Source organism: Terrabacter tumescens (assembly GCF_014646815.1).
Lineage (GTDB): Bacteria > Actinomycetota > Actinomycetes > Actinomycetales > Dermatophilaceae > Terrabacter > Terrabacter tumescens.
In genome coordinates this window covers 93,098-117,969 of sequence record NZ_BMNZ01000004.1, presented here as the reverse complement: position 1 = coordinate 117,969, position 24,872 = coordinate 93,098, and the positions used below count along the sequence as shown (strand labels likewise).

Genomic DNA, 24,872 nt, shown 5'->3' with positions numbered 1-24,872 from the left:
CTCAGGCTTCGTGGTGCTGGAACTGGGGGCGCGGCGTCTCGACGGTGAGCGGGTCGCGGGTCATCGGGGTGAAGGCGGCGGCGCGGGTCCGGGTCGCACGGCCACCGGTCGCGGCGCGGGCCGACGTGGCGGCGGCGCCGGTCTCCGGGCGGGCCACGAGCGGCGCGCGGTGGGTGGTGGCGAGGTGCGACAGGTGGACGCGGCGGGCCTGTCGGGTGGGCTGGATCATGGTGGTCATGGGTGCCGGACTCCTCTGTGACGACGGTCGGCGCTACGATTAGCGGAGAACCACTCCGGTTCTGCTCGACCAACAATACGGAGACACTCTCCGTTTTAGCAAGGGAGTTTCCTCGTGACGCCTGCCGAAGCCGGCAAGGCGACGCTCGACCCGTCGCCGGGATCCGTTGCCGCCCAAGGGGATTCGGCCGACGGACCAGCCCAGGAATCGACCGGGAAATCTCCTCGCCCGATGCGCGCCGACGCCCGGCGCAACTACGACAAGATCCTCGCGACGGCCCGCATCGTCTTCACCGAGCGCGGCACCGACTCCTCGCTCGACGAGATCGCCAAGCGCGCCGGAGTAGGTCCGGGCACCCTCTACCGCCACTTCCCCACCCGCGAGGCCCTCGTCGACGCGCTCATGCAGGACTGGACCGACCGCGTCGCAGCCGACGCCGACGCAGCGATCGCCACGGGACTGCCCGCCCGGCAGATGCTGCTCGACTGGTTCGAGCACTTCATCGACCACATCACCCTGCACCGCGGGGCCGCGAGCAAGATCTGCGCCGCCATGGACGACCCGGCCTCGCCGATGTACCGCAAGTGCCGCGTCATGAGCGACGCCAACCGCCGCGTCATCGACCACCTCGGCGCCGACGGCGAGCTGCGTCCCGGCGTCGACGCCGCCAACATCATGCGCCTCGTCAGCGGTGTCGCCAGCGTCGCCGACACGAGCCGCACGGAGCTCGACGTGCGCCCCATGCTCGAGGTCGTCGTCGACGGGATTGTTCGCGACTGAACCGTGGTTGCAGGGTCATGACCCTCGACCTACGCATCTTCACCGAGCCCCAGCAGGGCGCCACCTACGACGACGTGCTCGCCGTCGCCCGGGCGGCCGAGGACACCGGCTTCAACGGCTTCTTCCGCTCGGACCACTACCTGTCGATGGGCGGTGACGGCGGAGCCGGACCGACCGACGCCTGGACCACCCTGGCCGGCCTCGCGCGCGAGACCTCGACCATCCGGCTCGGCACCCTCGTCACCTCTGCGACCTTCCGCCTGCCCGGCCCGCTCGCGATCCAGGTCGCGGGCGTCGACCAGATGAGCGGTGGACGCGTCGAGCTGGGACTCGGCGCGGGCTGGTTCGAGGCCGAGCACACGGCATACGGCATCCCCTTCCCACCGCTCGGCGAGCGCTTCGACCGCTTGGAGGAGCAGCTCGCCGTCATCACGGGGCTGTGGGACACCGAGCCGGGAAAGACGTTCAGCCACAAGGGGACCCACTACCCGATCACCGACTCCCCCGCGCTCGCCAAGCCCGTGCAGCCCGGCGGCGTCCCGGTCATCATCGGTGGCGGCGGCAAACGCCGAACGCCCGCTCTCGCGGTGCGGTATGCCGCGGAGTTCAACGCGCCTTTCGTGTCGGCCGACGACGCGGGCCGGCTGTTCGAACGAGTGCGTGCCGTGGCTCGCGAGGCGGGACGGGAGCCCTCGTCGATGACGATGTCGGCCGCGCAGGTGGTGTGCGTCGCCCGCGACGACGCGACGCTGCGACTGCGGGCCGACGCCATCGGTCGGGACCTCGAGGAGCTGCGCACCAACGGCCTCGCCGGCTCGCCCGATGCGGTCGTCGAGAAGCTCGCGACGTTCGAGGCGGCGGGCGCGGAGCGCCTCTACCTTCAGGTCCTCGACCTCTCCGACCTCGACCACCTGGCCGACATCTCCGACGCGGTCCTGCGCCAGCTCGCCTGAGGCGCTGTCGGAGAGCGCACCGACGTGCCCACCCGACGGGGAGATCCCGTCGGGTGGGCACTGTGGCGCCGTCGAGTGAGCGCCTCGCCCCAGCACCACGGCCCCGTCGACTTGATATGCATAGGTTGTCTATGTAAATTGGAGCGGGTGACCGAACCGACCACTCTGGGCAACGAGCTGCTGCGCTCCGCCGCGCGACTCTCGCGCTGGGCCAGCCGGCACGCGTCCTTCGACGTGCCCTTCGCGCAGGCCCGTCTGCTCGCCCTCCTCGACGAGCTCGGACCCTCGCGCGTCAGCGCCCTCGCGGCCGCCGATCACAGCAGCCAGCCGACGATCACGACCCAGCTCCAGCGCCTCGAGGCGTCGGGCTGGGTGCACCGCGCGTCCGACCCCGACGACGCGCGCGCCACCGTGATCTCCCTCAGCGAAGAGGGCCACGCCGCGCTCGAGAGCGTGCGCCGGGCCCGACTGGCCGTCCTGTCCCCCGCCCTCGACCAGCTCGACGGACCGGCGCTCGACCGAGTCCGCGTCGCCATCGACGTCATGAACGAGCTGCTCGCCGCCGCGGCGGACGCCCCTGTCCCCCACCCCACCCGAAAGGACGGATGACCACCACCATGTGGCGCCAACCCAAGACCGTCTGGTCGATCGCCTTCGCCTGCGTGATCTCCTTCATGGGCATCGGCCTCGTCGACCCCATCCTCAAGCCGATCGCCGACGAGCTCGGCGCGGGCCCCTCGCAGGTCTCGCTGCTCTTCACGAGCTACCTCGCCGTCATGGGCATCGCGATGCTCGGCACCGGCTGGGTCAGCAGCCGCGTCGGCGCCAAGCGCAGCCTGCTGCTCGGCCTCGCGCTCATCATCGTCGGGGCGGCCTTCGCCGGCAGCCAGGACACCGTCGGCGGCATCGTCGCCTTCCGCGCCCTGTGGGGTCTCGGCAACGCCCTGTTCATCGCGACCGCCCTGGCGACGATCGTCAATGCCGCCTCGGGGTCGGTCAAGCAGGCGATCATCCTCTACGAGGCCGCGCTCGGTGTCGGCATCGCGACCGGCCCGCTGCTCGGCGGCTGGCTCGGTGGCATCTCGTGGCGCTGGCCGTTCTTCGGCGTCGCCGTCCTCATGGCCGTCGCCTTCATCGCCACCGTCGCCACGCTGCCCAAGACGCCGCCGGCCGAGAACCCGACGTCGATCACGGCGCCGCTGCGCGCCCTCGGCCACCGCGGCCTGCTCACCGTCGGCATCACGGCACTGCTCTACAACTTCGGCTTCTTCACCCTCCTTGCCTTCACGCCCTTCCCGCTCGCCATGGGCGCCCACGAGATCGGCTTCATCTTCTTCGGCTGGGGCCTGCTGCTCGCGATCACGTCGGTCTTCGTGGCCCCGATGGTCCAGCGCCGCTTCGGCACGATGGCCGGCATCGTCGGGGCGCTCCTCGGCTTCGCCGTCATCCTCGCGGTCATGGCGGTCGCGACGGAGAACAAGACGGTCCTCGTCATCGGCGTCATCCTCGCCGGCGCCTTCCTCGGCGTGAACAACACCCTCATCACCGAGACGGTCATGAAGGTCGCCCCGGTCGAACGTGGCGTCGCGTCCGCGGCCTACTCCTTCGTCCGCTTCAGCGGCGGCGCGGTGGCCCCGTGGCTCGCCGGCAACCTCGGCGAGAAGTCGATCCACCTGCCGTTCTGGGTGGGCTCGGGCGCGGTCGTGCTCGCGGTGCTCGTGCTCCTCACGGCGCGCCGGATCATCAGTGCGCTCGACGAGGCTCCCGACCACGGCGCCGAGGCCGTCACCTCGCGCACCGAGGCCGAGGCCCTCACCGTCGGCGACGCCTGACCGCACCCGCTCCACCCGTCGAAAGGCCACACACCGCGGCGCCCGCGCAGGGCGACCACCCGGTTTGTGGCCTTTCGACGGTTCAGCGCAGGAGGTCGGCGAGGTCGGTGTCCCCACGTCGGCGGCGACCGCCGCGGATGTCGTAGGACTCGAGCAGCAGCTCGGCGAGCTCGCGCCGGTCCAGCCGGTCGAGTCGCGCCCACATCGTGACGCGGAAGCGGAACGTGTCGATCCGCACGAACGTGTCGCGCCGACCCGCGAGCGCCTGCTCGGTGTCCATCTCGCCCGTCCACACCTGGACGAGGTCACGCCCGTCGTCGTCCCGCCGCAGACGAGCGAACGTATGCCGTCCGGCCCGCCAGGCGGGCGAGCCCTCGTGGGCGACCGTCGCCTCGGCCCCGGGCAGGCGGGCGGCCAGCTCCTCCACGTCGGTCCATGTCGCCATCGCTCCTCCTGCTGCGCAGGCTAGACCGGGAACACCGACCACTCGCCCGTCCAAGACCCGCAAACTCTGGCCTCTCGACGGTGGAGCCGGGGGGTCCGTCAGTGGAAGGTGACGCTGCGGCCGGCCTGCATGGCGGCGTAGGCGTCGGGGTCGGCCTCGAGCGCCGCGCGCCTGGCCTTGTGACGGTAGCGCAGCACCTGCACGATGCCGAGCGCCCACACGGGGTACTGCACCGTCATCGCGAGCCGGAAGGCGTCGACGTCCCACGTCGACGGTCCGCCCGGCGCCACCCGGTCGAGGACGACGCCGACGAGGGCCACCGCCGTCAGCGTCGCGATGAAGCCGCCGGTGTTGACGATGCCCGACGCGCTGCCGATGCGGGTCGGCGGGTTGAAGGTGCGGGCCAGGTCGAAGCCGATCATCGAGCCGGGGCCGCCGATGGCGATGAGCACGACCAGTACGACGAGCATCCACAACGGCGCGCGTCCGGGCCACAGCAGCACGACGGTCCACGCGAGGATCGCGGCAGCGACGATCCACAGCACGAGCGTGCTGCGCGAGAACGGGTAGCGCATCGTCAGCGTGCCGATGACCGGGCTGGAGACGACGGTCGTGACGACCATGACCATGAGCAGCACGCTCGCCGTCGAGGGCGAGAGTCCTTGTCCTGCAACGAGGAACGGGAAGCCCCACAACATCGTGAACATGTTGGCCGCGAACTGCGACGTGAAGTGCGACCACAGGCCGAGGCGCGTCCCGGGCACGAGCCACGCGGCCTTGAGGGTGCGGGCGATCGCGCGCAGGCGCAGCTCGTCCCGGTGGTGGTCGGTGTAGGGGCTGTCCTTGACGACGAGCACGAGCGCGACCCCGGAGAGCACGCCGACCGACGCGGCCACGGCATACGACGGGGTCCATCCGAAGTGGTCGAGCGCGGCGGCCAGCGGGCCTGCTGCGGCCAGCGCGCCGAGCTGCCCGAGCACGCCCGTCAGCTGGGTCACCATCGGCGTGCGCCGAGGCGAGAACCACAGCGCCACGAGGCGCAGCACCGAGATGAAGACCATCGCGTCGCCGATCCCGAGCAGCACGCGGCAGGCCAGCGCCGCCGCGAAGGAGTCGACGAAGGCGAAGCCGAGCTGCGCGACGGTGAGCAGCCCGAGCCCGAGGCCGAGCAGCTTCTTGCTGCCGTAGCGGTCGAGCAGCGCCCCGACCGGCAGCTGCATCGCGGCGTAGACGAAGACCTGCACGATGGTGAAGGTCGACAGCTGCGCGCTGCTGATGCCGAAGCGGTCGGCGGCCTCGAGCCCGGCGACGCCGAGGGACGTGCGGTGGAAGACGGCCAGGACGTAGACGGCGATGGCCGCCGCCCAGACCGCCCAGGCGCGGCGGCCGTCGAGGGGATAGCGCTGCCCCGGCTGGGCCGGCTGGGTCGTGCTCGTCATCCGGTCGGTCGTGCTCCTCAGTTGGCGCCGGTCATCGGGATGCTCTGCGCCGGGGCCTTGGGCACGCAGTCGACGATCGCCTTGGCGACGGTCTTGCTCATGTCGGGCTGGAAGACGCTCGGGATGATGTAGTTCGGGTTGAGCTGCTCGTCGGTGACGACCGAGGCGATGGCGTCGGCCGCCTTGATGAGCATCTCGGTCGTGACGTCTGTCGCGCGCGCGTCGAGCAGGCCGCGGAAGACGCCCGGGAACGCCAGCACGTTGTTGATCTGGTTCGGGTAGTCGCTGCGGCCCGAGGCCACGACCGTCGCCCGCTGCGTCGCCTCGTAGATGTCCACCTCGGGGTCGGGGTTGGCGAGCGCGAAGACGATGCGCTGGTCGGCCATCTCGTCGATCCACTCGGGCTGCAGGATCCGCGGCGCGCTGACGCCGATGAAGACGTCGGCACCCTGGAGACCGTCGCGCAGGGTGCCGGTGAGGCCGCGCGGGTTGGTCTTCTCGGCGAGCTCGCGCCACGCCGGGGTGAGCGACTCGTCGGCCTTGTTGAGCAGGCCGGGGCGGTCCGAGACCGTGACGTCGATGGCGCCGGCGGCCAGCAGCAGCTGGACGATCGCGGACCCCGCGGCGCCGCCGCCCGAGACGACGATGCGCGCGTCGGGCAGCTTCTTGTCGATGCAGCGCAGCGCGTTCTTCAGGGCGGCGAGCACGACGATGGCGGTGCCGTGCTGGTCGTCGTGGAAGACCGGGATCGAGAGGCGCTCGCGCAGCTTGGCCTCGACCTCGAAGCAGCGCGGGGCGGCGATGTCCTCGAGGTTGATGCCGCCGAAGCCGGGGGCGATGAGCTCGACGGTGCGCACGATCTCGTCGACGTCGGTCGTGTCGATGCAGATCGGCCACGCGTCGATGTCGGCGAAGCGCTTGAAGAGCGCGGCCTTGCCCTCCATGACGGGCAGCGCCGCCATCGGGCCGATGTTGCCCAGGCCGAGCACGGCCGAGCCGTCGGTGACGACGGCGACCGAGTTGCCCTTGATCGTCAGCTTCGGCACGTCCTCCGGGTGCTCGGCCAGCGCCTGGCTGACCCGACCGACGCCGGGCGTGTAGGCCATCGCGAGGTCCTGACGGTTGCGCAGGTTGACCTTGGACTCGACGGAGATCTTCCCGCCGAGGTGCATGAGGAAGACGCGGTCGGAGACCTTGTGGACGCGGACCCCCTCGAGGGTCTCGACGGCGTCGACGACCTCGTTGGAGTGCTCGGCGTTGCTCGCCGAGCAGGTGAGGTCGATGACGAGACGGTCCGGGTGCGAGTCGACGATGTCGAGCGCGGTCGTGATGCCGCCGCTCTCGGCGACCTTGACGGCGAGGGCGCCGATGACCGCCGGGTCGGTCCCGGCGTGGATCCGCATCGTGATCGAGTAGGAGGCAGTGGTGGCGCGGGCACGTTGGATCGACTCAGTCACGCCTCCCATCGTCCCACGATCCGAGAAACGCCCCCTCGGTCGTCCGAAGACCGATCAGTAACCTTTGTCCGCCCGGGTCCGGCGGCCGCCTCGCGCCCTCAACCGACCGATGGCGTATGCCGTGTCGCCCGGTTGCGTGCGACCCCACCCGAGCGCTCGTGCGCGTTCCACCCCGGAGCCGACGACCCGGCATACGACAATGGGTCGGTGACGACACCCGGGACGCCGCCCGTGACTGCCGGCGCATCCACCCTGACCGGGCCCGACGGGCTGACGAGCGAGGAGGTGGCCGAGCGGGTCGGGCGCGGCGCCGTCAACCGGCTGACCGAGCGCACGTCGCGCTCCATCGGCGAGATCGTGCGCGCCAACGTGCTGACGCGCTTCAACGCGATCCTCGGGGCGCTGTTCGTCCTCGTCATGGTCACGGGGTCGTTCGCCGACGGGCTCTTCGGGATCGTCCTCGTCGTCAACTCGGCCATCGGCATCGTGCAGGAGTACCTCGCGAAGCGGAAGCTCGACCGGCTCGCCCTGCTCAACGCCCCGACCACCCGTGTCGTGCGAGACGGCGAGGTGCGCGTCGTGGCGACGACGGACGTCGTGCAGGACGACCTCATCGAGCTGCGCACCGGCGACGAGGTCCCCGCCGACGGCACGCTCATCGCGAGCGCCGGGCTCGAGCTCAACGAGGCCAACCTCACCGGCGAGTCGGACCCCGTCTCCCACGACGAGGGTGAGGCCATCATGTCGGGCACGAGCGTCGTCGCGGGGTCGGGCCGCTACCGCGCGAGCAAGGTCGGCGCCGACGCCTACGTCAACCGGATCGCTGCCGACGCGAGGAAGTTCACGCGCACCCGCTCCGAGATCCAGGAGTCGATCAACACGCTGCTGACCTACATCACGTGGGTCATCGTCGCCGCCCTGCCGATCGCGATCTGGTCGCAGTGGCGCACCGTGGGCGACCAGGGCTGGCGCGAGGTCGTCATCCGCTCGGCGGCCGGGGTCGTCGGCCTCGTGCCCGAGGGCCTCGTGCTCCTGACCTCGGTGGCGTTCCTCCTGTCGGCCGTGCAGCTGACGCGACGCAACGTGCTCGTGCAGCAGCTCCCCGCGGTCGAGGGCCTGGCCCGCGTCGACGTCGTGTGCCTCGACAAGACGGGCACGCTGACCGCCGGCGAGATCGCCTTCGAGGACGTCCACACCCTCGACGGGCAGGACGGGGACGAGATCCGTTGCGCCCTGGGCGCGCTCGCCGACGACCCCAACGCCAACGGCACGCTGACCGCGGTCGCGGCGGCCGTCGACTCCCCCGGCTGGGAGCGCACGCAGACGATCCCCTTCAACTCCTCGCGCAAGTGGAGCGCGGCCTGCTTCGCCGAGCGCTCGACGTGGGTGCTCGGCGCGCCGGAGGTGCTGCTCGCCGCCGACCCGCAGCCGTCACCCCCCGAGGTGCTGGAGCAGATCCGGGCGCAGGTCGCCGGGCTCGCCGACTCGGGCCGCCGCGTCGTGCTCCTCGCCCGCAGCGAGCAGCACCTCGCCGAGCCCACCCTGCCGCCCGACCTGACCCCCGCCGCGCTCGTGACGCTGACCGAGCAGGTGCGACACGACGCGGCGGAGACGCTCGCCTACTTCGCCGAGCAGGACGTCGCCATCAAGGTGATCTCGGGCGACAACCCCGTCACGGTGGCCGCCGTGGCGCGCTCGGTCGGGCTCGACGTCGGCGAGCCGGTCGACGCACGCACGCTGCCCGACGAGCCCGAGGCCCTGCGCGAGGTGCTGGCGACGCACTCCGTCTTCGGGCGGGTCACCCCGGAGCAGAAGCGGGCCTTCGTGCACGCCCTGCAGGCCGACGGCCACGTCGTCGCGATGACCGGCGACGGCGTCAACGACGCGCTCGCCCTCAAGGACGCCGACATCGGGGTCGCCATGGGCAACGGCGCGCAGGCCACCAAGGCCGTCGCCGAGCTCGTCCTGCTCGACGGGCGCTTCTCGCACCTGCCCGACGTGCTCGCCGAGGGACGCCGGGTCATCGGCAACGTCGAACGCGTCGCCAACCTCTTCGTCGCGAAGAACGCCATGAGCCTCGTCGCGATCCTCGCCGCGGCCGTGATCGCCGTGCCCTTCCCGTTCCTGCCGCGCCACCTGACGCTGGTCTCGGCCGTCACGATCGGCATCCCGGCGTTCTTCCTCGCGCTCGGGCCCAACCGGCGCCGCTACCTCTCCGGCTTCCTCGGTCGCATCCTGCGCTTCGCCGTGCCGTCCGGGGCGGTCGCGGGGCTCGCGGTCATCGCGTCCTACCTGCTGGCCGGCAGCAGCTACGGGGTGCCGCGCGACCAGTTCGCCGAGCGGTGCACCGTCGAGGCCGGAGCCAAGGCGGTCGCGGACGTCGAGTGCTGGCAGCCCGGCAGCGGCGCGACCATCACGCTGCTCACCGTCTTCTTCTGGATCCTCGTCGTGCTGTCCCGGCCCTTCCGGCCCTGGAAGGCGGCGCTCGTCGCGGCCATGGTCGCGCTCGCGGTCACGGCCTTCCTCTGGCCCTTCGCGGCCCGTTTCTTCAACCTCGACGCCCCGCTGCCGCTCATGTGGCAGTCGCTCGCCGTCGGTGCCGTCGGCGCCGGTCTCGTCGAGGTGATCTACCGGCTCTCCCCCTCCGTCCGCACCGCGCACCACATCCGGGACTGATCGCCGCGAGCGGAGGGCGGCAGGACGCACCTCTGCCGACCCCGTAGAATCGAGGTGCACAGGGATCCGGCGTGACCTGATGGGCGGGTAGGCACGCACCCGCGTCGCGCACCCCGCGACCAGATCCGGAGCCGCCCTCGTGTCACCCATCGACTCGTACCGTCACCTCTTCGGCCTCACCGGCCGCACGTACATCGTCGTCGCGTTCCTCGCCCGCATGCCGCTCGCCATGAGCCAGCTCGGCACCCTCCTGCTCGTGTCGTCCGCCACCGGCAGCTACGGCGCCGGCGGCTTCTGCGCCGGCGCGCTCGCGGTGGCCAACGCCGTCGGGGCGCCTTTCTGGGGTGCCCGGGCCGACCGGCTCGGGCAGCGCCGGGTCGTGGCGTTCCAGTCCATCGGGGGCGGGCTCGGGATCGTCGGCATCCTCCTGGTGGTGGCCGCCGGGCTGCCCTGGGGCGTGGCGGCGGTCGCGAGCGCGGTCGCGGGCCTGCTGCTGCCGCAGATCGGTCCGCTCGCCCGGGTGCGGTGGCGGCCCATCACCGCGTCCACCGGCTCGCGCCAGCACCGTCTCGTCGACGCGGCCTTCTCCTACGAGGGCGCGGCCGACGAGGCCTCCTTCGTGCTCGGTCCGGCGCTCGTCGGTCTCGGCGTGTCCGTCGCCAGCCCGACCGCGGCCCTGGCCCTCGCAGCCGCCGGCCTCGCGGTCTTCGGCACGTGGTTCGCGCTGCACGAGACGGCGGACGTGACGCACGCCGCGACGTCGCGCAGCACCGGTGAGGTCGGCCGCCTGCTGACGCCGGCCCTCGTCGTCCTCGGCGTGGCGCAGCTGCTCGTCGGCACGGTCTTCGGGTCGGTCCAGACGGGCACGTCGGTGCTCGCCACGGCAGCCGGCTCCCCCGGGCTGACCGGCTACTTCCACGCCCTCCTCGGCGTGGGCAGCGTCCTCGCGGGGCTCGCCGTCGCAGGCCTACCGGCCCGCTTCGCGCTCTCGACCCGGCTGCGCTGGTTCGCCGCCGGACTGCTCGTGCTGTCGGCCCCGCTGCTGCTCGTGGGGTCGCTGCCGGCGCTCGTGCCCGTGCTGCTCGTGCTCGGCTGCACCGTCGCGCCGTACATGATCACGACGTTCACCCTCGGTGAGCGGGTGACGCCGCCGTCGCGCACGGGCGCCGCCATGACCGTCCTCGCCGCCGCCACCGGGCTCGGCTACGCGGTCGGGGCCGCACTCGCCGGTCGCCTCGCCGACTGGGGCGGACACACGCCGGCGTATGCCGTCACCGTCGGCGCCGGGGCCGCCGCGGTCCTCGTGTCGTGGGCTTTCAGGGGCGTGCTCGACCGGGCCCAGGCCGAAGCCGGCGCCAACCCGGCCGAGCCCGCACAGAGCGCATAGGGAACCCCCGCCCTCACCCGCCTCGACAACTCCGCCGCGGCGGACCAACCGGGCCCGACGCAGCCCGAACCACCCCGACAACTCCGCCCCGGCGGACCAACCGCGGGGGCGGAGCCGGTCAGCGTGGCAGGCGCAGCCGCATCGCGGGCCAGGCGGTCGGCGTGAAGCCGAGCTCCTCGTAGAGCCCGGACCCCTCGCCCGTGGCGAAGAGCTCGACGACGGTCGCCTCGGTCTCGTCGCGGAACCAGTCGAGGACTCCGACCACGCACGCCCGAGCCAGGCCCTGCCTCCGGGTCTCGGGCCGCGTCGCGACGTTGTTGACGAGGCCCCAGACGCCGTTGGGGTTGACCGGCGACGGCGTCTCGAAGCGCAGCCCGCCCATGGCGCCGGCGACGACGCGGCCCCCAGGATCCTCGGCGACGACGACGCAGGCGTGCGGCCCGCCGAGCGTGGCCTCGAACCAACGGACGGCCGCCTCGCGCCAGCCCGGGTCGTCGACGCCGGCCACGCCCATCGCCGAGAACATCAGCGCCCGCAGCTCGACCACGGCCTCGGCGTCGACTGCCGTGGCACGCCGGATCGTCCACGCCGGCGTCATCGGAGGACTCCCCCGGCGAAGGCGGGCGCGAGCGGCACGTCGGTGGCGGCATACGTCACCTCGACGGCCCGGGCCAGCTGCGCGGCGGTGTCGGCGAGCTCGGGCAGGGCGCGCCCGGCCGCCGCGGTGCGCAGGAGACCCAGCACGCGGTCGGGCATGCGCGGCATCGGCTTGAGCGGGTTGGTGCGCCGGGGCTCGCCGTCGACGAGCGGCGCGAGGCACCAGCTGCCCGCCAGCCACGCCCAGGCCTCGGTCGCGAGGTCGAGGTCGTGGTCGAAGTCCGGACCGAGCACGGCCGGCCAGGACTTCCCGACCTCCTCGCGCCAGCGACCGAGCGCCACGTCCGCGGCGGCCGCCTCGAGGGACCACGCGCACCAGCACGTCGGCCACGGCACGCGGAGGTAGGCCGCGTCCCAGACGACGGGCCGCCAGAGCGCGAACTCGAAGTCCAGCAGCGCGAGGCCCGAGTCGCTCACGAGGTTGTTGTCGGGGCACATGTCGGCGGCCGACAGGCTGCTCGCGTCGACGCGCAGCCGTCCGGGCACCGTGGTCAGCACGTCGAAGGCGCCGTCCGCCACCGGCACGTCCAGGGCTGTTGCCAGCCGACCCCAGTCGGTCGCGGCCGCCTCGAGGAGGCCCGGCAGACCGTCGAGCTCGACCGGCCCGGCAGAACGCGCCAGCACCCCGGCCTCGAAGGCGTCGCGGACCTGCCGGCCCGCCCGGTGCAGCCCCGCCACGGCCGTCGCCCAGCCGGCCAGGGTCGCCGCAGCGCGGTCTTCGTCGGCGCCGAGCAGGACGTCCGCGAGGTGCTGGCCCTCGCCGAGGTCGTCCATGACGACCAGACGTGGGTCCCCGCACTCCGCGACGAGCGACGGGGTCCGGCCGAACCCAGCCAGCGCCGCGAGCGCCGAGGCCTCCCGGGCGTACGCCTCGGCCCCCTCGTCCCCGAGGTAGCGCTTGACGACGACCGTGCTGCCGTCGCTGGTCCTCGCCCGCACGACGAGCGTGCGCCGGCTCCCCGGGAAGGGCTCACCGACGACGGCGAGCTGCGACCCGATTCGGTCCGAGGCCACCGCGAGGGTCTCCGCCACGAAATCCGGGGTCGGGTCCGTCGAGGTCGTGGTCACCGGGTCACTGTGCCAGAGCCCGGGCGGGCGTCCCGCCCGGAGCTGACCCCAAATCCAAACTTCTGGTGCCAAAAACATCGAAAACCCGTACATCTGCCTACAGGTTCATTACTGTCACACCTGTAACACCCCCACGGCTGGCACGCACCCCCCCATCCGCACCAGCCTCGAAGGAGCCCGTTCTGCGCGCGCAGACGGGCTCCTTCGCCGTTCCGGGGCCGTATGCCGCGTGGCCCGGTCGGGCGCCCCCCGCACGACAGCCCGCGGCGCGGCACACCGACGCGAACGCGTGCGCCCACGGCGCAGAGCCGCCGGGAACGGCGAAGGCCCCGCCTCCTGCGACGAACGCAGGTGACGGGGCCTCGGGCCGAGCCGCTTGTCGGAATCGAACCGACGACCTATTCATTACGAGTGAATCGCTCTGGCCGACTGAGCTAAAGCGGCTGGTCGTGCCACCCGCGACGAGCGCGACCGGACACGGAGGTTGAGTATACGCACGACCCCCGTCGGAGAAAAATCGCCTCGGGTCGACGCCGGTCAGCCGGCCGAAAGCCCTTGCGACGAGGCTCTCGCCACGCGGGGAATGCCGCGCCGGGGACCGCGCATTGACCTTGGGGAGACCGCGGCAACGACCGCCGCCCCACCCCGCCGCGCCACCCCAGCGAACCACGAGCCGAACCACCACGACGAAGCAGGAGATCCCGGATGAGCGACACGACCGAGGCAGCCACCCCGACGATGCGCGCCATGACCTACGACACCTACGGCGGACCCGAGGTCCTCGGGCTCACCGAGCAGCCGCGGCCCAAGGTCGGCCCCGGTGAGGTGCTCGTGCGGGTGCGTTCGGCCTCGGTGAACCCGGTCGACTGGAAGCTCATGTCGGGCGGCCTTGACCCCGTGCTGGACGTGCGGTTCCCGGTCGTGCCCGGCTGGGACGTCTCGGGCGTCGTCGAGGCCGTCGGCTTCGACACCCCGGAGTTCTCCCCCGGCGACGAGGTGCTCGCCTACGCCCGCAAGGACTACGTGCACGGCGGGACGTTCGCCGAGCTCGTCTCCGTGCCGGTCCGGGCCCTGGCCAGGAAGCCTGCGTCGATGTCGTGGGACGAGGCAGCGGGTCTGCCGCTCGCGGGCCTGACGGCGCTGCGGCTGCTGAAGCGCCTCGAGGTCGGCGCCGGCGACACCATGCTCGTGCACGCCGCAGCCGGTGGCGTCGGCTCGCTCGCCGTGCAGATCGCCCGCTCGCTCGGGGCTCGGGTCATCGGCACGGCGTCGGAGCGCAACCACGACCGGCTCCGTGAGCTCGGCGCCGAGCCCGTCGCCTACGGAGACGGTGTCGTCGAGCGCATCCGTGCCCTGGCCCCCGAGGGCGTCGACGCCGTCGCGGACTTCGTCGGTGAGGTGCTCGACGTGACGACTGCCGTCCTCGCCGAGGGCGGACGGCACGCCTCGATCGCCGACGGCTCGGTCACCGAGGCCGGCGGCCACTACATCTGGGTGCGTCCTGACGGCGCGGAGCTGGCCCACCTCACGTCGCTCGTCGAGCGCGGCGAGCTGACCGTGCCGGTCGCGCAGACCTTCCCCCTCGAGGAGCTGGCCGACGCCTTCCGGCTGAACGCGGAGGGGCACACCGCCGGCAAGATCGTGCTGCGCGTGTCGACCGACTGACCGCACCACACCGCACCACACGGCATACGCCCTCGAGCCGTCGAGTGGGCACCCTCCCCGCACGGGACGGTGCCCACTCGCCTGTCGCGGGACGGGTCGGTCAGGCGTCGCAGGTCTCGCCGTTGGGCGGCGCCAGGCCACGCACGAGGTAGTCCTCGACGATCGCGTCGGCACAATCGTTGCCGTTGGAGTAGGCCCCGTGGCCGTCCGCGTCGACGAGCATGTAGCGCGAGTCGAAGATGCCGTGCCCCATCTCCCGAGTGCCGTCCGGCGGTGTCGTCAGGTCCCGCTCGTTGGCCAGCACGAGCACCGGCGAGGCCGCGTCGACCGTGAGGATGAGGTTGGTGCGCTGCGTGCCGACCCAGCCCTGGCACGAGTCGGTGGAGGCGCCGTAGAGGTGCGCGTAGACCGGGTGCGCGTCGAGCACCGCCCGGCTGGGCTCCATCTCGTCCGTCGCGTCGAGCGGCCAGTCGGCGCAGTGGATGGGGAGGTGGCTGGCCTCGAAGCCACCGACGTAGGTCCCGTCGTCGTCGCGCATGACGGTGTCCATCGCGGCCCAGACGAGGTCGGTCCCGTCGCGGTCCTCGAGCGCCACGCGAAGGGCGTCCTCGACCTCCTCCCACGACTCCGGGTAGAGCAGGACCGCGTTGACCGCCGTCACCGCCCACCCCTCGGTGAGTCGCGGGATGCCCTGGGCGTCGCTCGGCAGCGGCTTGCGGTCGAGCCCGTCGAGGAAGGAGAGCAGCGTGGTGCGCGCGGTGTCGACGTCGTCGCCGAGCGGGCACTCGTCGCCGTCGACACAGTCCTGCAGGAAGGCGTCGAGCCCCTCCTCGACCGTCCCGGCCTCGTCTCCGGCCCACCGGTCGACGTCGTCCTGCGACGCCGAGCTGCTCGGGAGGTAGTCGGGCGAGACCGCCGAGTCGATGACCATGAGACCGATCCGGTCGGGGAACTGGGCGCCGTAGAGCGCCCCGATGAGCGTGCCGTAGCTGATGCCGTAGTAGTTGAGGTGGGCGTCGCCCACGGCGTCGCGCATGATGTCGAGGTCGCGGGCCACCTGCTCGGAGCCCATGTTTCGTGCCAGTGCGCCGCCGCGGGCGAGGCACCCCTGGAGCCGCGCGGTGCGCGACGCCACGACCGCGGCCTTCTCGGCCTTGGTGTCCGGCGTGGGGTCGGCGGCATACATCGCGTCGAGGTCCTTGGCCCGAAGGCACGCGAAGCCACCGGACTCGCCGATGCCGCGGGGGTCGAAGCCGACGACGTCCCAGACCTCGCGCACGTCGTCGGCGAAGAAGTCCCGGGCCTCCTTGGCGAAGTCGAGGCCGGAGGCGCCGGGGCCGCCCGGGTTGATGAAGAGGGTGCCCTTGCGCAGCGTCGGCTTCTCGGCCGGCACCTTGCGCAGCGCGATCTCGACGGTCTCGCCGCGGGGATCGAGGTAGTCGACGGGGACGCGCACGGTGCCGCAGCGGTCGGTGCTCGACGAGCCGTCGCCCTTGCACGGGATCCAGCTGATCGCCTGGTCGTAGAAGGCGTCGAGCCCCTGGGCCGGCTTGGAGGTCGGGGTGCCGAGCTCGACCCGGTCACGCTCGTGGCCCTCGCCGTCCGGGGAGTCGGCCGCATCGGCTGTGTCGGTCGCGGCTGGGGCCGTGCCCGCCGTTCCAGACCGCCCGGCCTGCCCACCGGACGCGGTGGCGCCGGGCACGTGGGAGGGCCCGATGGCGAGCAGCAGGAGGGTCGCGAGGATCGCGAGGGAGATGAAGGGCGCGAGCAGTCGGCTCAGCAGGTCGTGCCGTCGGACGGCGCCGTTCCCCTGAGCAGGTACCCGTCCACGGCGGAGTCCACGCACGAGTTGCCAGCGTAGTAGGTGCCGTGCCCGTCGTGGTCCGAAGTGAGAAGAACGCCCGATGCGAGGTCTTTGGCGAGCTGCTTCGTGCCGCCGATGGGCGTGGCGGGGTCGCGCTCGTTGCCGATGACGAGGATGGGTCCGGCCCCTTGGGCGAGCGTCGTGCCCTTGGGGGTGCGCCCGGCCGTCGGCCACGTGCGGCAGTTGTCGTAGAGCTCGCCGGTCATCCGGGCCCACAACGGGTGGGCCGCCTGGGCCCGCTTCTGCTCCGCGACGAGCGACGGGTCGCTGCTCGCCCGCGGCCAGTCCGCGCAGCGGACCGGAATCATCGCCTGCAGGTAGGTCGTCGGGGCGTAGTCGCCCGTGATGCCGCGCTCGACGACCGACATGCCCTTGGCCAGCAGGATGTCGCCCTTGCCGGTGAACGCCTGGGCGAGGCCCTTATTGAGGGTCGGCCAGGACGAGTCGGAGTAGAGGCACATGAAGATCGAGAAGCCGACCCAGCCCTCTCCGATCGTCGTCAGCCCGGGCTTGCTCGTCGTCAGCCCCTTCTTCTCGACGGCGTCGAGCAGGTCGACGATCTTCTGGCGGGCGCCGGCCCTGTCGGTGCCGAGCGCGCAGTCGCTGCGCCCCACGCACCAGGCGATGAACGCGTCGATCGAGGACTCGAAGCCCTGGATGTCGTAGGTCATCTCCTGCTGCTCGGTCTGGTTGGGCGACATCGCCGAGTCGAGCACCATGCGGCCGACCCTCTCCGGGAACGTGTCGGCGTAGATCGCGCCGAGGAACGTGCCGTAGGAGCCGCCGAAGAAGTTGAGCTTGGTGTCGCCGAGCAGCACGCGCATGACGTCCATGTCGCGCGCCACCTCGGTGGTGCTCATGTGCATGGCGCGCTCGCCGCCCCGAGCCGCGCAGCGCTTGGTCACCCCGTCGACGTCGCCGAGCAGGGTCGAGCGCTCGGCCGGCGAGTCGGGCGTCGGGTCGGCGCTGAAGAGCAGGTCCATGTCGGAGTCGGTCAGGCAGCGCACCGGGCTGGACGCGCCGATCCCCCGCGGGTCGAAGCCGACGACGTCGTAGGCCGCCCGCACCGCGGGAGAGAAGACGAACGAGGCGTACTGGGCGTACTCCACACCCGAGCCCCCGGGACCGCCGGGGTTGATGACGAGGGAGCCGAGGCGCTTGGCGGGGTCGGTGGCCGGGGCCTTGCGCAGGGCCAGGGTGAAGCGCTCACCGTTTGGCTTGGCGTAGTCGACGGGCACCTCCATCGTGGCGCACCGGTGCTTGGCGTTGTCGGAGCACGGGGCCCAGTCGAGCTTCTGCGTGTAGAAGGCGGCCAGCGCGGCCGGATAGCCCTGCGCCGCAGGGTTGCCGGTGGTCGGGGTGCCGGCGGTGGGGCTGGGCGATGCGGGGCCCGAGGTGCTCGCCGGGGTCCGCGGCTGAGGCTGTGCGACGGGAGGCGGGTTGCCGATGCGCCAGACGGCTAGGGCGACCACGGCGATGACGGCGACCACCGCCACGGACGCGAGGACCGGGCGCACCCACGACCGCCCCGGACGCGCGCCACCTGCCGCGGCTGCCCCGGTGGACCAGCCGGGCCCGGCGGGCGGGGTCGCCCCGTCGGCACCCGGGGGCGGCGGGTAGGCGGACGGCAGGGCGGCATACCCCGTCGGTGCGTCGGGAAGGTCGTCGGGACGCGGGTCCTCGTTCAGCACTTGAGTCCGTCCTTGGGCACGCGCCCCTGCACGTAGAAGGCATCGATGGCGCTGTCGACGCACGTGTTGCTGCGACCGTACGCCGTGTGCCCGTCGCCGTCGAAGGACACGAGCACGGCGTTGTCGAGCTGGTCGCGCAGCCGCTTGGACCACTCGTAGATGGTCGCCGGGTCGCGGGTCGTGCCGACGACGACGATCGGCTCGCTGCCGGCCGCGTGGATCTTGTGCGGGCCCACGGCGGACTTGACGGGCCAGACGCCGCACGGCAGCGCGCCCCACGCGAGGTTGGCACCCCACGTCGGGGCCTTGGCCGAGAAGTCCTTGGCGTACGTCTCGTAGGCGGACAGGTCGGGGCTGTCGGGCCGGTCGAGGCAGTTGACGGCGAAGATCGACTCCATGAGGTTGCCGTCGTAGCCGCCGCCCGGGCGGCGGTCGGCGTAGGCGTCGGCGAGCTGCATGAGGCTCGAGCCGTTGCCGGCCTTGGCCTCCTTGAGCGCGTCGGTCAGGATGCCCCAGGAGCCCTGGTCGTAGAGCGCCACGGCCACCCCGAGGCGGGCCCAGCCCTCGGTGAGCAGCGGCGCGCTCGGGTCGCCGGTCGGCAGCGGGTTGCGGTCGACCTGGGTGAAGAAGTCGTCGAGTCCCTTGAGGGCGGCCTCGGGCGTGCTGCCGAGCGGGCAGTCCTCGGTGACGCAGTCCTCGACGTAGGCCTGCGTCGCGATCTGGAACCCGCGGGCCTGGCCCTCGCCGAGCTCGGCGCTCGTCAGGTCGGGCGGCACGACGCCGTCGAGGACGACGCGGCCGACCCGCTTCGGGAAGAGGTCTGCGTAGGTGGCGCCCAGGAACGTGCCGTAGGACTTGCCCAGGTAGTTCAGCTGCGTGTCGCCGACCGCGGCCCGCAGGATGTCCATGTCGCGCGCCGCATCGGCCGTCGAGAGGTGCTTGACGAGGTCGGGGTTGTCCTTCTCGCAGCCGTCGGCCATCGCCTTGGCCTGCGTCATCAGCGCCTGCTCCTCGGACGCGTCGTCGGGCGTCGGGTCGGCGGCGAGGAAGCGGTCGAGGGCCTTGTCGTCGAGGCAGTCGATGGGGTCGGAGCTCGCGACACCGCGCGGGTCGAAGCCGACGAGGTCGTAGTAGCGGCGGACCTCGGGCCCGCCGATGGTCTCGGCGCCGCCGCGGACGTAGTCGATGCCGGACGCCCCCGGACCGCCGGGGTTGACGAGGAGCGAGCCGAGCCGCTTGGCCTGGTCGTGTGCCTTGACCCGGGCGACCTTGATCGTCAGGTCCTTGGCCGGGTCGGGGGCGGCGTGGTCGAGCGGGACCCGGAGGTCGGCGCACTCGAGGGCGCCGCACTTCTTCCAGTCGAGCTTCTGGGCGTAGTACGGCGCGAGCGCCTGGGTGGGCGGCGCCGTGGCGGCGGGGATCCCCGTCTTGGCACCGGGCGCCACGGGCGCCTCGGTGGTCGTGCAGGCCGCCGCCGACAGCACCAGCGCCAGGGTCGCCGCAGCGGCGGTCAGGGCACGGGAGATGGCGGCAGGGCGTGTCGTCATGCCCGAAACCGTAACGGGTCGACCTGTATGCAGCCTGCCCCGACGGGGAGTCGTGACCGCATCGAGGCCGTATGCCGTGTGGCCCGTCGAGGGCCGGGCGCCGTGGGTGTGGGAAGCGTCTCAGACGCCGAGGTCGCGGGGCACCCGCAGCTGCAGGGCCATGGCCTCGAGCGCGAGGAGGGGCGGCACGTTGGCGTTGATGCGGTCGCGGGCCTCGTTGATGGCGTCCATCGCCTCGAGCAGCTGCTCGGGGGTGAAGACGCCGGCCAGGGCCCGCACCTTGTCGACGGCGTCGGGGTTGACGAGGTCGACGTCGGAGCGCAGCCGCAGGACGAGCGCGTCGCGGTAGATCGAGGTGAGGTCGACGAGGGCGCGGTCGACGACGTCACGGGCGGCGCGGGTGGCGCGGGTCTTCTGCTCGCGCTCGAGGGCCGCGACCTGCGCGCGGATGTGCGGCGGCTGGGTGCGTGCGGTCGGGTCGGCGCCGAGGGTCTCCATGAGCCGGGAGCGCTCGGCGGCGTCGCGCTCGGCGCTCGAGGCCGTGGACTCCTCGTCGGCGATCTGGGCGAGGTCGGCCGCGGCGCCGATGGCGTCGCCGACGCCGAGGATCTTCGTGGCCATGGCGATGACGTCGCGGCGGCGGATGCGGGCCTGCTCGTCGCGGGCCAGCCGACGCGCGAGGCCGATGTGCGACTGGGCGGCGCGGGCGGCATACAACGCCATGGCGGGGTCGACGCCGTCGCGGCGCTGGAGCAGGTCGGCAACGGCCTCGACGGGCGGCGTGCGCAGCCGCACGTGGCGCGAGCGCGAGCGGATCGTCACGATGACGTCCTCGAGGCTCGGTGCGCAGAGCATCCAGACGGTGCGCGGCGTCGGCTCCTCGAGCGCCTTGAGCAGCGCGTCGGCGGGGGCGTCGGTGTAGGCGGTCAGGCGGTCGGCGTCCTCGATGATGATGATGCGCCAGCGGCCGACGGACGGGCGCAGGGCGGCCTCCTGGACGAGGGCGCGTGCCTCGGCGACCTTGATCGACAGGCCCTCGGTCGCGACGACCTTGACGTCGGCGTGGCTGCCGTCGAGGGCGGTGCGGCACTCGCGGCACTGCCCGCACCCGCCGTCGGGGCACTGGAGCGCGGCCGCGAAGGCGCGGGCGGCCGTCGACCGACCCGAGCCGGGCGGACCGGTGAAGAGCCACGCGTGAGTCATCGCCGACTCGTCGGACACCGCCCGCGAGAGCGTCTCGATGGTCGGCCCCTGGCCGACGAGGTCGTCCCAGACGGTCACGGTCGGGCCGCCTGTGGTGTCTGTGCTTCCTGCGCTGCTCGAGCTGCCAGGACGCGGTCGACGCCGTCGACGACGGCGGCGTGGATCCGCTCGACGGTCTGGGTCGCGTCGAGGACGAGGTAGCGGCCCGGGTCGGCCGCGGCCAGCTCGAGGTAGCCGCGGCGGACCGCCGCGTGGAAGGCGTCGGCCTCGGACTCGAGGCGGTCGTGGACGTCGCCGCGGCGCTCGCGCCCCACCTCGGGCGAGACGTCGAGGACGATGGTGAGGTCGGGCAGCAGGCCACCGACGGCCCAGTGCTGCAGGGCGGTGATCTCGTCGCGGCCGAGGTCGCGGCCGGCGCCCTGGTAGGTGATCGAGCTGTCGACGTAGCGGTCGGTGATGACGACCTGCCCCTCGGCCAGCGCGGGCCGGATGAGCTGGTCGACGTGGTGGGCCTTGTCGGCGGCGAAGAGCAGCGCCTCGGCCCGGGCCGACACGTGGTCGCCGTGGAGCACGAGCTCACGGATCTGCGCGCCGAGCGGCGTGCCGCCGGGCTGGCGGGTCACGACGACCTCGCGTCCACGCTGCTCGAGCACCTCGGTGAGCAGCCGCACCTGGGTGGACTTGCCGGCGCCGTCGCCACCCTCGAAGCACACGAAGAGCCCGGGGGCGGTGTCGACTCGATGGGTCGCGGCCGCGAGGTTCTCCGTCACCCTCCGAGCCTATGCCAGCACCCCGACACGGCCCTCTTCGCCCGCGCCCGAGCCCACCGCCCTACCTGCGCGAACGCCGCGTTCGGTCTCGAACTCAGTGCTAGACAGCGAGTTCGAGACCGAACGCGGCGTTCGGTTCGAGAAGAGGGGGGTCAGCGGCGGGCGACGAGCTCCTCGGCGATCTGGACCGCGTTGAGGGCCGCGCCCTTGCGCAGGTTGTCGCCGACGACGAAGAGCACGAGTCCCTTGCCCTCCGGCGCCGCCTGGTCGGCGCGGACCCGGCCGACGAAGACCTCGTCGCGGCCGGCGGCCTCGAGCGGGTTGGGCACGTCGGTGACGATGACGCCGGGCGCGTTCTTCAGCAGGTCGAGCGCCTCGTCCGGCGTGATGTCCTCGGCGAACTCGGCGTGGATGGCGAGGCTGTGCCCGGTGAAGACGGGGACGCGCACGCACGTGCCCGAGACCCGGAGGTCGGGGGCGTGCAGGATCTTGCGCGACTCGTTGCGCAGCTTCTGCTCCTCGTCGGTCTCGAGCGAGCCGTCGTCGACGATCGACCCCGCGAGGGGCACGACGTTGAAGCCGACGGGGACGGCATACACCTGCGCGTCGGGGACGGCCACGGCACGCCCGTCGAGCGCGAGCCCGGTGACGTCGCCCGCGGCATACGCTCCCTTGAGCTGGCGGTCGAGCTCGTGGACGCCCTTGCCACCCGAGCCGCTGACGGCCTGGTAGCTGCTGACGTGCAGGCGCACGAGACCGGCCTTGTCGTGGAGCGGCTTGAGCGCGGGCATCGCGGCCATCGTCGTGCAGTTGGGGTTGGCGACGATGCCCTTGGGGATGTCGTCGAGGTCGGCCGCGTTGACCTCGGAGACGACGAGCGGGACCTCGGGGTCCTTGCGCCAGGCGCTCGAGTTGTCGATGACGGTCGCTCCGGCAGCGGCGACCTTGGGGGCGAGCTCCTTGGAGGCCGCGCCGCCGTTGGAGAAGAGCGCGATGTCGATGCCGGAGAAGTCGGCCGTGGCCGAGTCCTCGACGACGACGTCCTCACCCTTGAACGGCAACGTCGTGCCGGCCGAGCGCGCGGACGCGAAGAAGCGCACCTGCGTCACCGGGAAGTCGCGCTCCTCGAGAAGCGCGCGCATGACCCCGCCGACCTGACCCGTTGCACCGAAGACTCCGACTCGCATGTCACAAGGTTACGGCGGAGGAGGTGCCCTCCTCCGCCGCGTTCATCTTTCGGTCAGGTGAGCTACGTCGCCCGGTCCGCGCCCTGGTCGGCGGCCTGGTCGGCGGCCCGGTCGGCGGCTCGGTCGGCGTTGGCGTGGATCGCGTCGCGGACGTAGGCCGCGAGCCCGGGTGCGATGTCCTCGTACGTCTTCGTGAAGCGCGGGTCGGCGACGTACATGTCGGCGAGTCCGCGGTGGAAGTCATGTGTCAGGTCGTAGAAGCGGTCGTGGATGTGGCGGCGGTGCTGCTCGGCGGCATCCATGGCCGCCTCACCGGTCGCCGGCTCCCCGGAGCGCAGGGCCGCGACGAAGGCGGCGTGGACCGTCTCCATCTCGGCCTTGACCTGCTCCCAGTCGGCCTTGGTGTAGCGGCTGGTGCGCGACCGCGACTGCTTCCACGCGTCGCTCTCGCCCCAGCGCTGCTCCGCCTCCTGCTCGTACTCGTCGCTGAAGCCGTCGCCGAAGAGCTCCTTGAGGTCCTCGGTCGTGGCGGGCTGGTCGTTCATCTCTCTCTCCAGTGCTCGGTCGATGGCCGAGACGAGATCGTGCAGCTCGTCCAGCCGGGTCATGACCGTCGCGCGTTGACGGCGCAGGTGGCCGGCCGCGTCCTCGCCGCCGTCCAGCAGGGCCGCGATCTGGTCGAGCGGCAGCTCGAGCCGCCGGTAGACCACGACCTGCTGCAGGCGCGTGAGGTCCCCGTCGGTGTAGAGCCGGTAGCCCGCCCGCGAGCGCTCGCTCGGGACGAGCAGGCCGATCTCGTCGTAGTGGTGCAGCGTGCGCACCGTCACGCCGAAGAGCTCGGCGACCTGCCCCACCGTCCAGGTGGTCATCTCCTGCGTCCTTCCGGTCATGCAACGAGCGTGGCGCCTCACGTCGCGTGAGGGTCAAGTCCCATTGAAGACGAGTGCGCTTGCGTATGCCGTGTGGCCGGGTCCGCCCTACGCTCGGTGCCGTGGAGCTGGAGCTACGACACCTGCGCGTCGTCGCGGCGGTGGCCGAGCACGGCAGGATCCCGGTGGCGGCTGCCGCGCTCGGAGTGCCGACCGCCACGCTGGGCTCGGAGGTGGGCCGCATCGAGCGGGCGCTCGGGTGCATCCTGTTCCGGCACCGCGGGGACGAGGTCACCTGCACGGCCGTCGGTGAGCGGGTCGTGGCGCGGGCCCGCACGGTCCTGGAGGAGCTGGCGCTCCTGCGCGAGGACGTGCGCTCGCAGCGGTCGGGCGACAGCCCGCTGCGCATCACCTCCGACTCGCTGCGCTACTTCACCTCCTTCGTCAGCCACACCTACGCGACCGACATCCGGCGACCGCTCCTGCCGGTGCCGCCGCTGGCCGGAGGCACCGCGACCGACGCGATCGCCGACGGACGGGTCGATGTCGCGGTCGTCATCGCCCTCGACGCCGACCGGCGCGAGGAGCAGGTCCGGCCGACGATCGGCGAGCGGGTCATCGTCGAGCGCGAGCCGCTCCTCGTCGCGCTCTCCGCCACGCACCCGCTGGCCGCCCAGCGGTGCCTCGACATCCGCGACCTGGCGAGGGAGGACTGGATCCTGCCGCCGACCGAGGTCGACCCGGGCTCGGAGGCCACGGCCGCCGTGCTGGCGCGTCTCGGGGTCACGCTCCACTCGTCCTACGGTCCGCACGACCTGGGGCCGCTGTGGCCGGCGGTCGTGGCGGGACGCGCCATGTCCTTCGCCGTGCCCACCGCGTCGGCACCACCGGGCGGCGTGCTCCGCCCGCTGTGCGACCAGCCGATCACGGCGCGTCGGATCCTGCGGTGGCGCCTCGGTGCCCTCGACGACGAGGACGTCGAGCGCTGCGTCCGTGCGGCCGGCTCGGCCTACCGGGAGCAGCTGACGCACACGGCCCAGACGCAGGGCTGGTGGCCGACGGCCCGGTCCGAGGAGAAGCCGACCCTCGCCCACTGAGGCCCTCGTCGTTCGCGGCGACGCTCCTGCGTTGCGGCACAAGCGGA

Annotated in this window: 21 protein-coding genes and 1 tRNA gene; 8 read left to right on the top strand and 14 right to left on the bottom strand. The window is 72.5% G+C overall.

The window, feature by feature from the left end; all coding sequences use genetic code 11:
* Position 1 precedes the first annotated feature (1 nt).
* Positions 2 to 238 carry a hypothetical protein gene (locus IEY30_RS11005; protein WP_030195530.1) on the bottom strand — a complete coding sequence of 79 codons (237 nt, stop codon included), beginning with the start codon at positions 236 to 238 and terminating at the stop codon, positions 2 to 4.
* Between the two features lie 231 nt (positions 239 to 469).
* On the opposite strand from IEY30_RS11005, the gene IEY30_RS11000 reads away from it, so the two are divergent.
* From IEY30_RS11000 to IEY30_RS10985, 4 genes are all read left to right on the top strand, one after another.
* On the top strand, positions 470 to 1,018 hold the full coding sequence (locus IEY30_RS11000; protein ID WP_030195527.1) for a TetR/AcrR family transcriptional regulator: 549 nt from the start codon (positions 470 to 472) through the stop codon (positions 1,016 to 1,018).
* Between the two features lie 17 nt (positions 1,019 to 1,035).
* On the top strand, positions 1,036 to 1,971 hold the full coding sequence (locus tag IEY30_RS10995; RefSeq protein ID WP_030195523.1) for an LLM class F420-dependent oxidoreductase: 936 nt from the start codon (positions 1,036 to 1,038) through the stop codon (positions 1,969 to 1,971).
* Between the two features lie 147 nt (positions 1,972 to 2,118).
* Positions 2,119 to 2,580: a MarR family winged helix-turn-helix transcriptional regulator gene (locus IEY30_RS10990; RefSeq protein ID WP_030195521.1), complete on the top strand. Its 462-nt coding sequence runs from the start codon at positions 2,119 to 2,121 to the stop codon at positions 2,578 to 2,580.
* Complete coding sequence (locus IEY30_RS10985; RefSeq protein ID WP_030195518.1) at positions 2,577 to 3,803, top strand: MFS transporter; 1,227 nt, start codon at positions 2,577 to 2,579, stop codon at positions 3,801 to 3,803. Before IEY30_RS10990 ends, IEY30_RS10985 begins: the two co-directional genes overlap by 4 nt.
* Positions 3,804 to 3,885: 82 nt before the next feature.
* Here the strand turns inward: IEY30_RS10985 and IEY30_RS10980 are convergent, their stop codons facing one another.
* The 3 genes from IEY30_RS10980 to IEY30_RS10970 form a co-directional block, all read right to left on the bottom strand.
* Entirely contained in the window at positions 3,886 to 4,248 is a 363-nt protein-coding gene (locus tag IEY30_RS10980; protein WP_052358405.1) for an MmcQ/YjbR family DNA-binding protein, read from the bottom strand.
* Between the two features lie 98 nt (positions 4,249 to 4,346).
* Positions 4,347 to 5,687 carry an MFS transporter gene (locus tag IEY30_RS10975; protein ID WP_030195515.1) on the bottom strand — a complete coding sequence of 447 codons (1,341 nt, stop codon included), beginning with the start codon at positions 5,685 to 5,687 and terminating at the stop codon, positions 4,347 to 4,349.
* Positions 5,688 to 5,704: 17 nt separating this feature from the next.
* Positions 5,705 to 7,153 carry an NAD-dependent malic enzyme gene (locus tag IEY30_RS10970; protein ID WP_052358404.1) on the bottom strand — a complete coding sequence of 483 codons (1,449 nt, stop codon included), beginning with the start codon at positions 7,151 to 7,153 and terminating at the stop codon, positions 5,705 to 5,707.
* A 198-nt stretch (positions 7,154 to 7,351) separates the two neighbouring features.
* Between IEY30_RS10970 and IEY30_RS10965 the strand changes: the two genes are divergently transcribed.
* Together IEY30_RS10965 and IEY30_RS10960 are read left to right on the top strand one after the other, a co-directional pair.
* On the top strand, positions 7,352 to 9,820 hold the full coding sequence (locus IEY30_RS10965; protein ID WP_030195499.1) for an HAD-IC family P-type ATPase: 2,469 nt from the start codon (positions 7,352 to 7,354) through the stop codon (positions 9,818 to 9,820).
* A gap of 139 nt (positions 9,821 to 9,959) precedes the next feature.
* Positions 9,960 to 11,207, top strand: coding sequence for an MFS transporter (locus IEY30_RS10960; RefSeq protein ID WP_030195497.1), 1,248 nt, complete (start codon positions 9,960 to 9,962; stop codon positions 11,205 to 11,207).
* 118 nt (positions 11,208 to 11,325) lie between these two features.
* On the opposite strand, the gene IEY30_RS10955 is transcribed toward IEY30_RS10960, so the two are convergent.
* The 3 genes from IEY30_RS10955 to IEY30_RS10945 form a co-directional block, all read right to left on the bottom strand.
* The gene (locus tag IEY30_RS10955) at positions 11,326 to 11,805 is read right to left on the bottom strand and encodes a GNAT family N-acetyltransferase (RefSeq protein WP_030195487.1); all 480 of its coding nucleotides are present in this window, start codon (positions 11,803 to 11,805) and stop codon (positions 11,326 to 11,328) included.
* On the bottom strand, positions 11,802 to 12,932 hold the full coding sequence (locus IEY30_RS10950; RefSeq protein ID WP_030195484.1) for a phosphotransferase: 1,131 nt from the start codon (positions 12,930 to 12,932) through the stop codon (positions 11,802 to 11,804). Before IEY30_RS10950 ends, IEY30_RS10955 begins: the two co-directional genes overlap by 4 nt.
* A 370-nt stretch (positions 12,933 to 13,302) precedes the next feature.
* Positions 13,303 to 13,376: transfer RNA gene (locus IEY30_RS10945), tRNA-Thr, on the bottom strand.
* 294 nt (positions 13,377 to 13,670) lie between these two features.
* Here IEY30_RS10945 and IEY30_RS10940 point away from each other — a divergent pair.
* Positions 13,671 to 14,597 carry an NADP-dependent oxidoreductase gene (locus IEY30_RS10940; RefSeq protein ID WP_030195481.1) on the top strand — a complete coding sequence of 309 codons (927 nt, stop codon included), beginning with the start codon at positions 13,671 to 13,673 and terminating at the stop codon, positions 14,595 to 14,597.
* 100 nt (positions 14,598 to 14,697) lie between these two features.
* Here IEY30_RS10940 and IEY30_RS10935 read toward each other — a convergent pair whose 3' ends face one another.
* The 7 genes from IEY30_RS10935 to IEY30_RS10905 all read right to left on the bottom strand — a co-directional run bounded on the left by IEY30_RS10935 (position 14,698) and on the right by IEY30_RS10905 (position 23,749).
* Positions 14,698 to 16,443 (bottom strand): alpha/beta hydrolase, encoded by a 1,746-nt coding sequence (locus tag IEY30_RS10935; RefSeq protein WP_052358402.1) that lies wholly within the window; start codon positions 16,441 to 16,443, stop codon positions 14,698 to 14,700.
* Positions 16,374 to 18,152 carry an alpha/beta hydrolase gene (locus IEY30_RS10930; RefSeq protein ID WP_030195477.1) on the bottom strand — a complete coding sequence of 593 codons (1,779 nt, stop codon included), beginning with the start codon at positions 18,150 to 18,152 and terminating at the stop codon, positions 16,374 to 16,376. Before IEY30_RS10930 ends, IEY30_RS10935 begins: the two co-directional genes overlap by 70 nt.
* Positions 18,146 to 19,699 (bottom strand): alpha/beta hydrolase, encoded by a 1,554-nt coding sequence (locus IEY30_RS10925; protein WP_030195475.1) that lies wholly within the window; start codon positions 19,697 to 19,699, stop codon positions 18,146 to 18,148. The genes IEY30_RS10930 and IEY30_RS10925 overlap by 7 nt, the downstream gene beginning before the upstream one ends.
* A gap of 120 nt (positions 19,700 to 19,819) precedes the next feature.
* A complete protein-coding gene (locus IEY30_RS10920; RefSeq protein ID WP_030195472.1) occupies positions 19,820 to 20,980 on the bottom strand; it encodes a DNA polymerase III subunit delta' in 1,161 nt (386 codons plus the stop codon).
* Positions 20,977 to 21,672, bottom strand: coding sequence for a dTMP kinase (gene tmk / locus IEY30_RS10915; RefSeq protein ID WP_052358401.1), 696 nt, complete (start codon positions 21,670 to 21,672; stop codon positions 20,977 to 20,979). The genes IEY30_RS10920 and tmk overlap by 4 nt, the downstream gene beginning before the upstream one ends.
* 152 nt (positions 21,673 to 21,824) lie before the next feature.
* Positions 21,825 to 22,859: an aspartate-semialdehyde dehydrogenase gene (locus tag IEY30_RS10910; RefSeq protein ID WP_030195467.1), complete on the bottom strand. Its 1,035-nt coding sequence runs from the start codon at positions 22,857 to 22,859 to the stop codon at positions 21,825 to 21,827.
* Between the two features lie 62 nt (positions 22,860 to 22,921).
* The gene (locus tag IEY30_RS10905; RefSeq protein WP_229674954.1) at positions 22,922 to 23,749 is read right to left on the bottom strand and encodes a MerR family transcriptional regulator; all 828 of its coding nucleotides are present in this window, start codon (positions 23,747 to 23,749) and stop codon (positions 22,922 to 22,924) included.
* A gap of 101 nt (positions 23,750 to 23,850) precedes the next feature.
* Between IEY30_RS10905 and IEY30_RS10900 the strand changes: the two genes are divergently transcribed.
* Positions 23,851 to 24,825 (top strand): LysR substrate-binding domain-containing protein, encoded by a 975-nt coding sequence (locus IEY30_RS10900; RefSeq protein WP_030195462.1) that lies wholly within the window; start codon positions 23,851 to 23,853, stop codon positions 24,823 to 24,825.
* Positions 24,826 to 24,872: the final 47 nt, after the last annotated feature.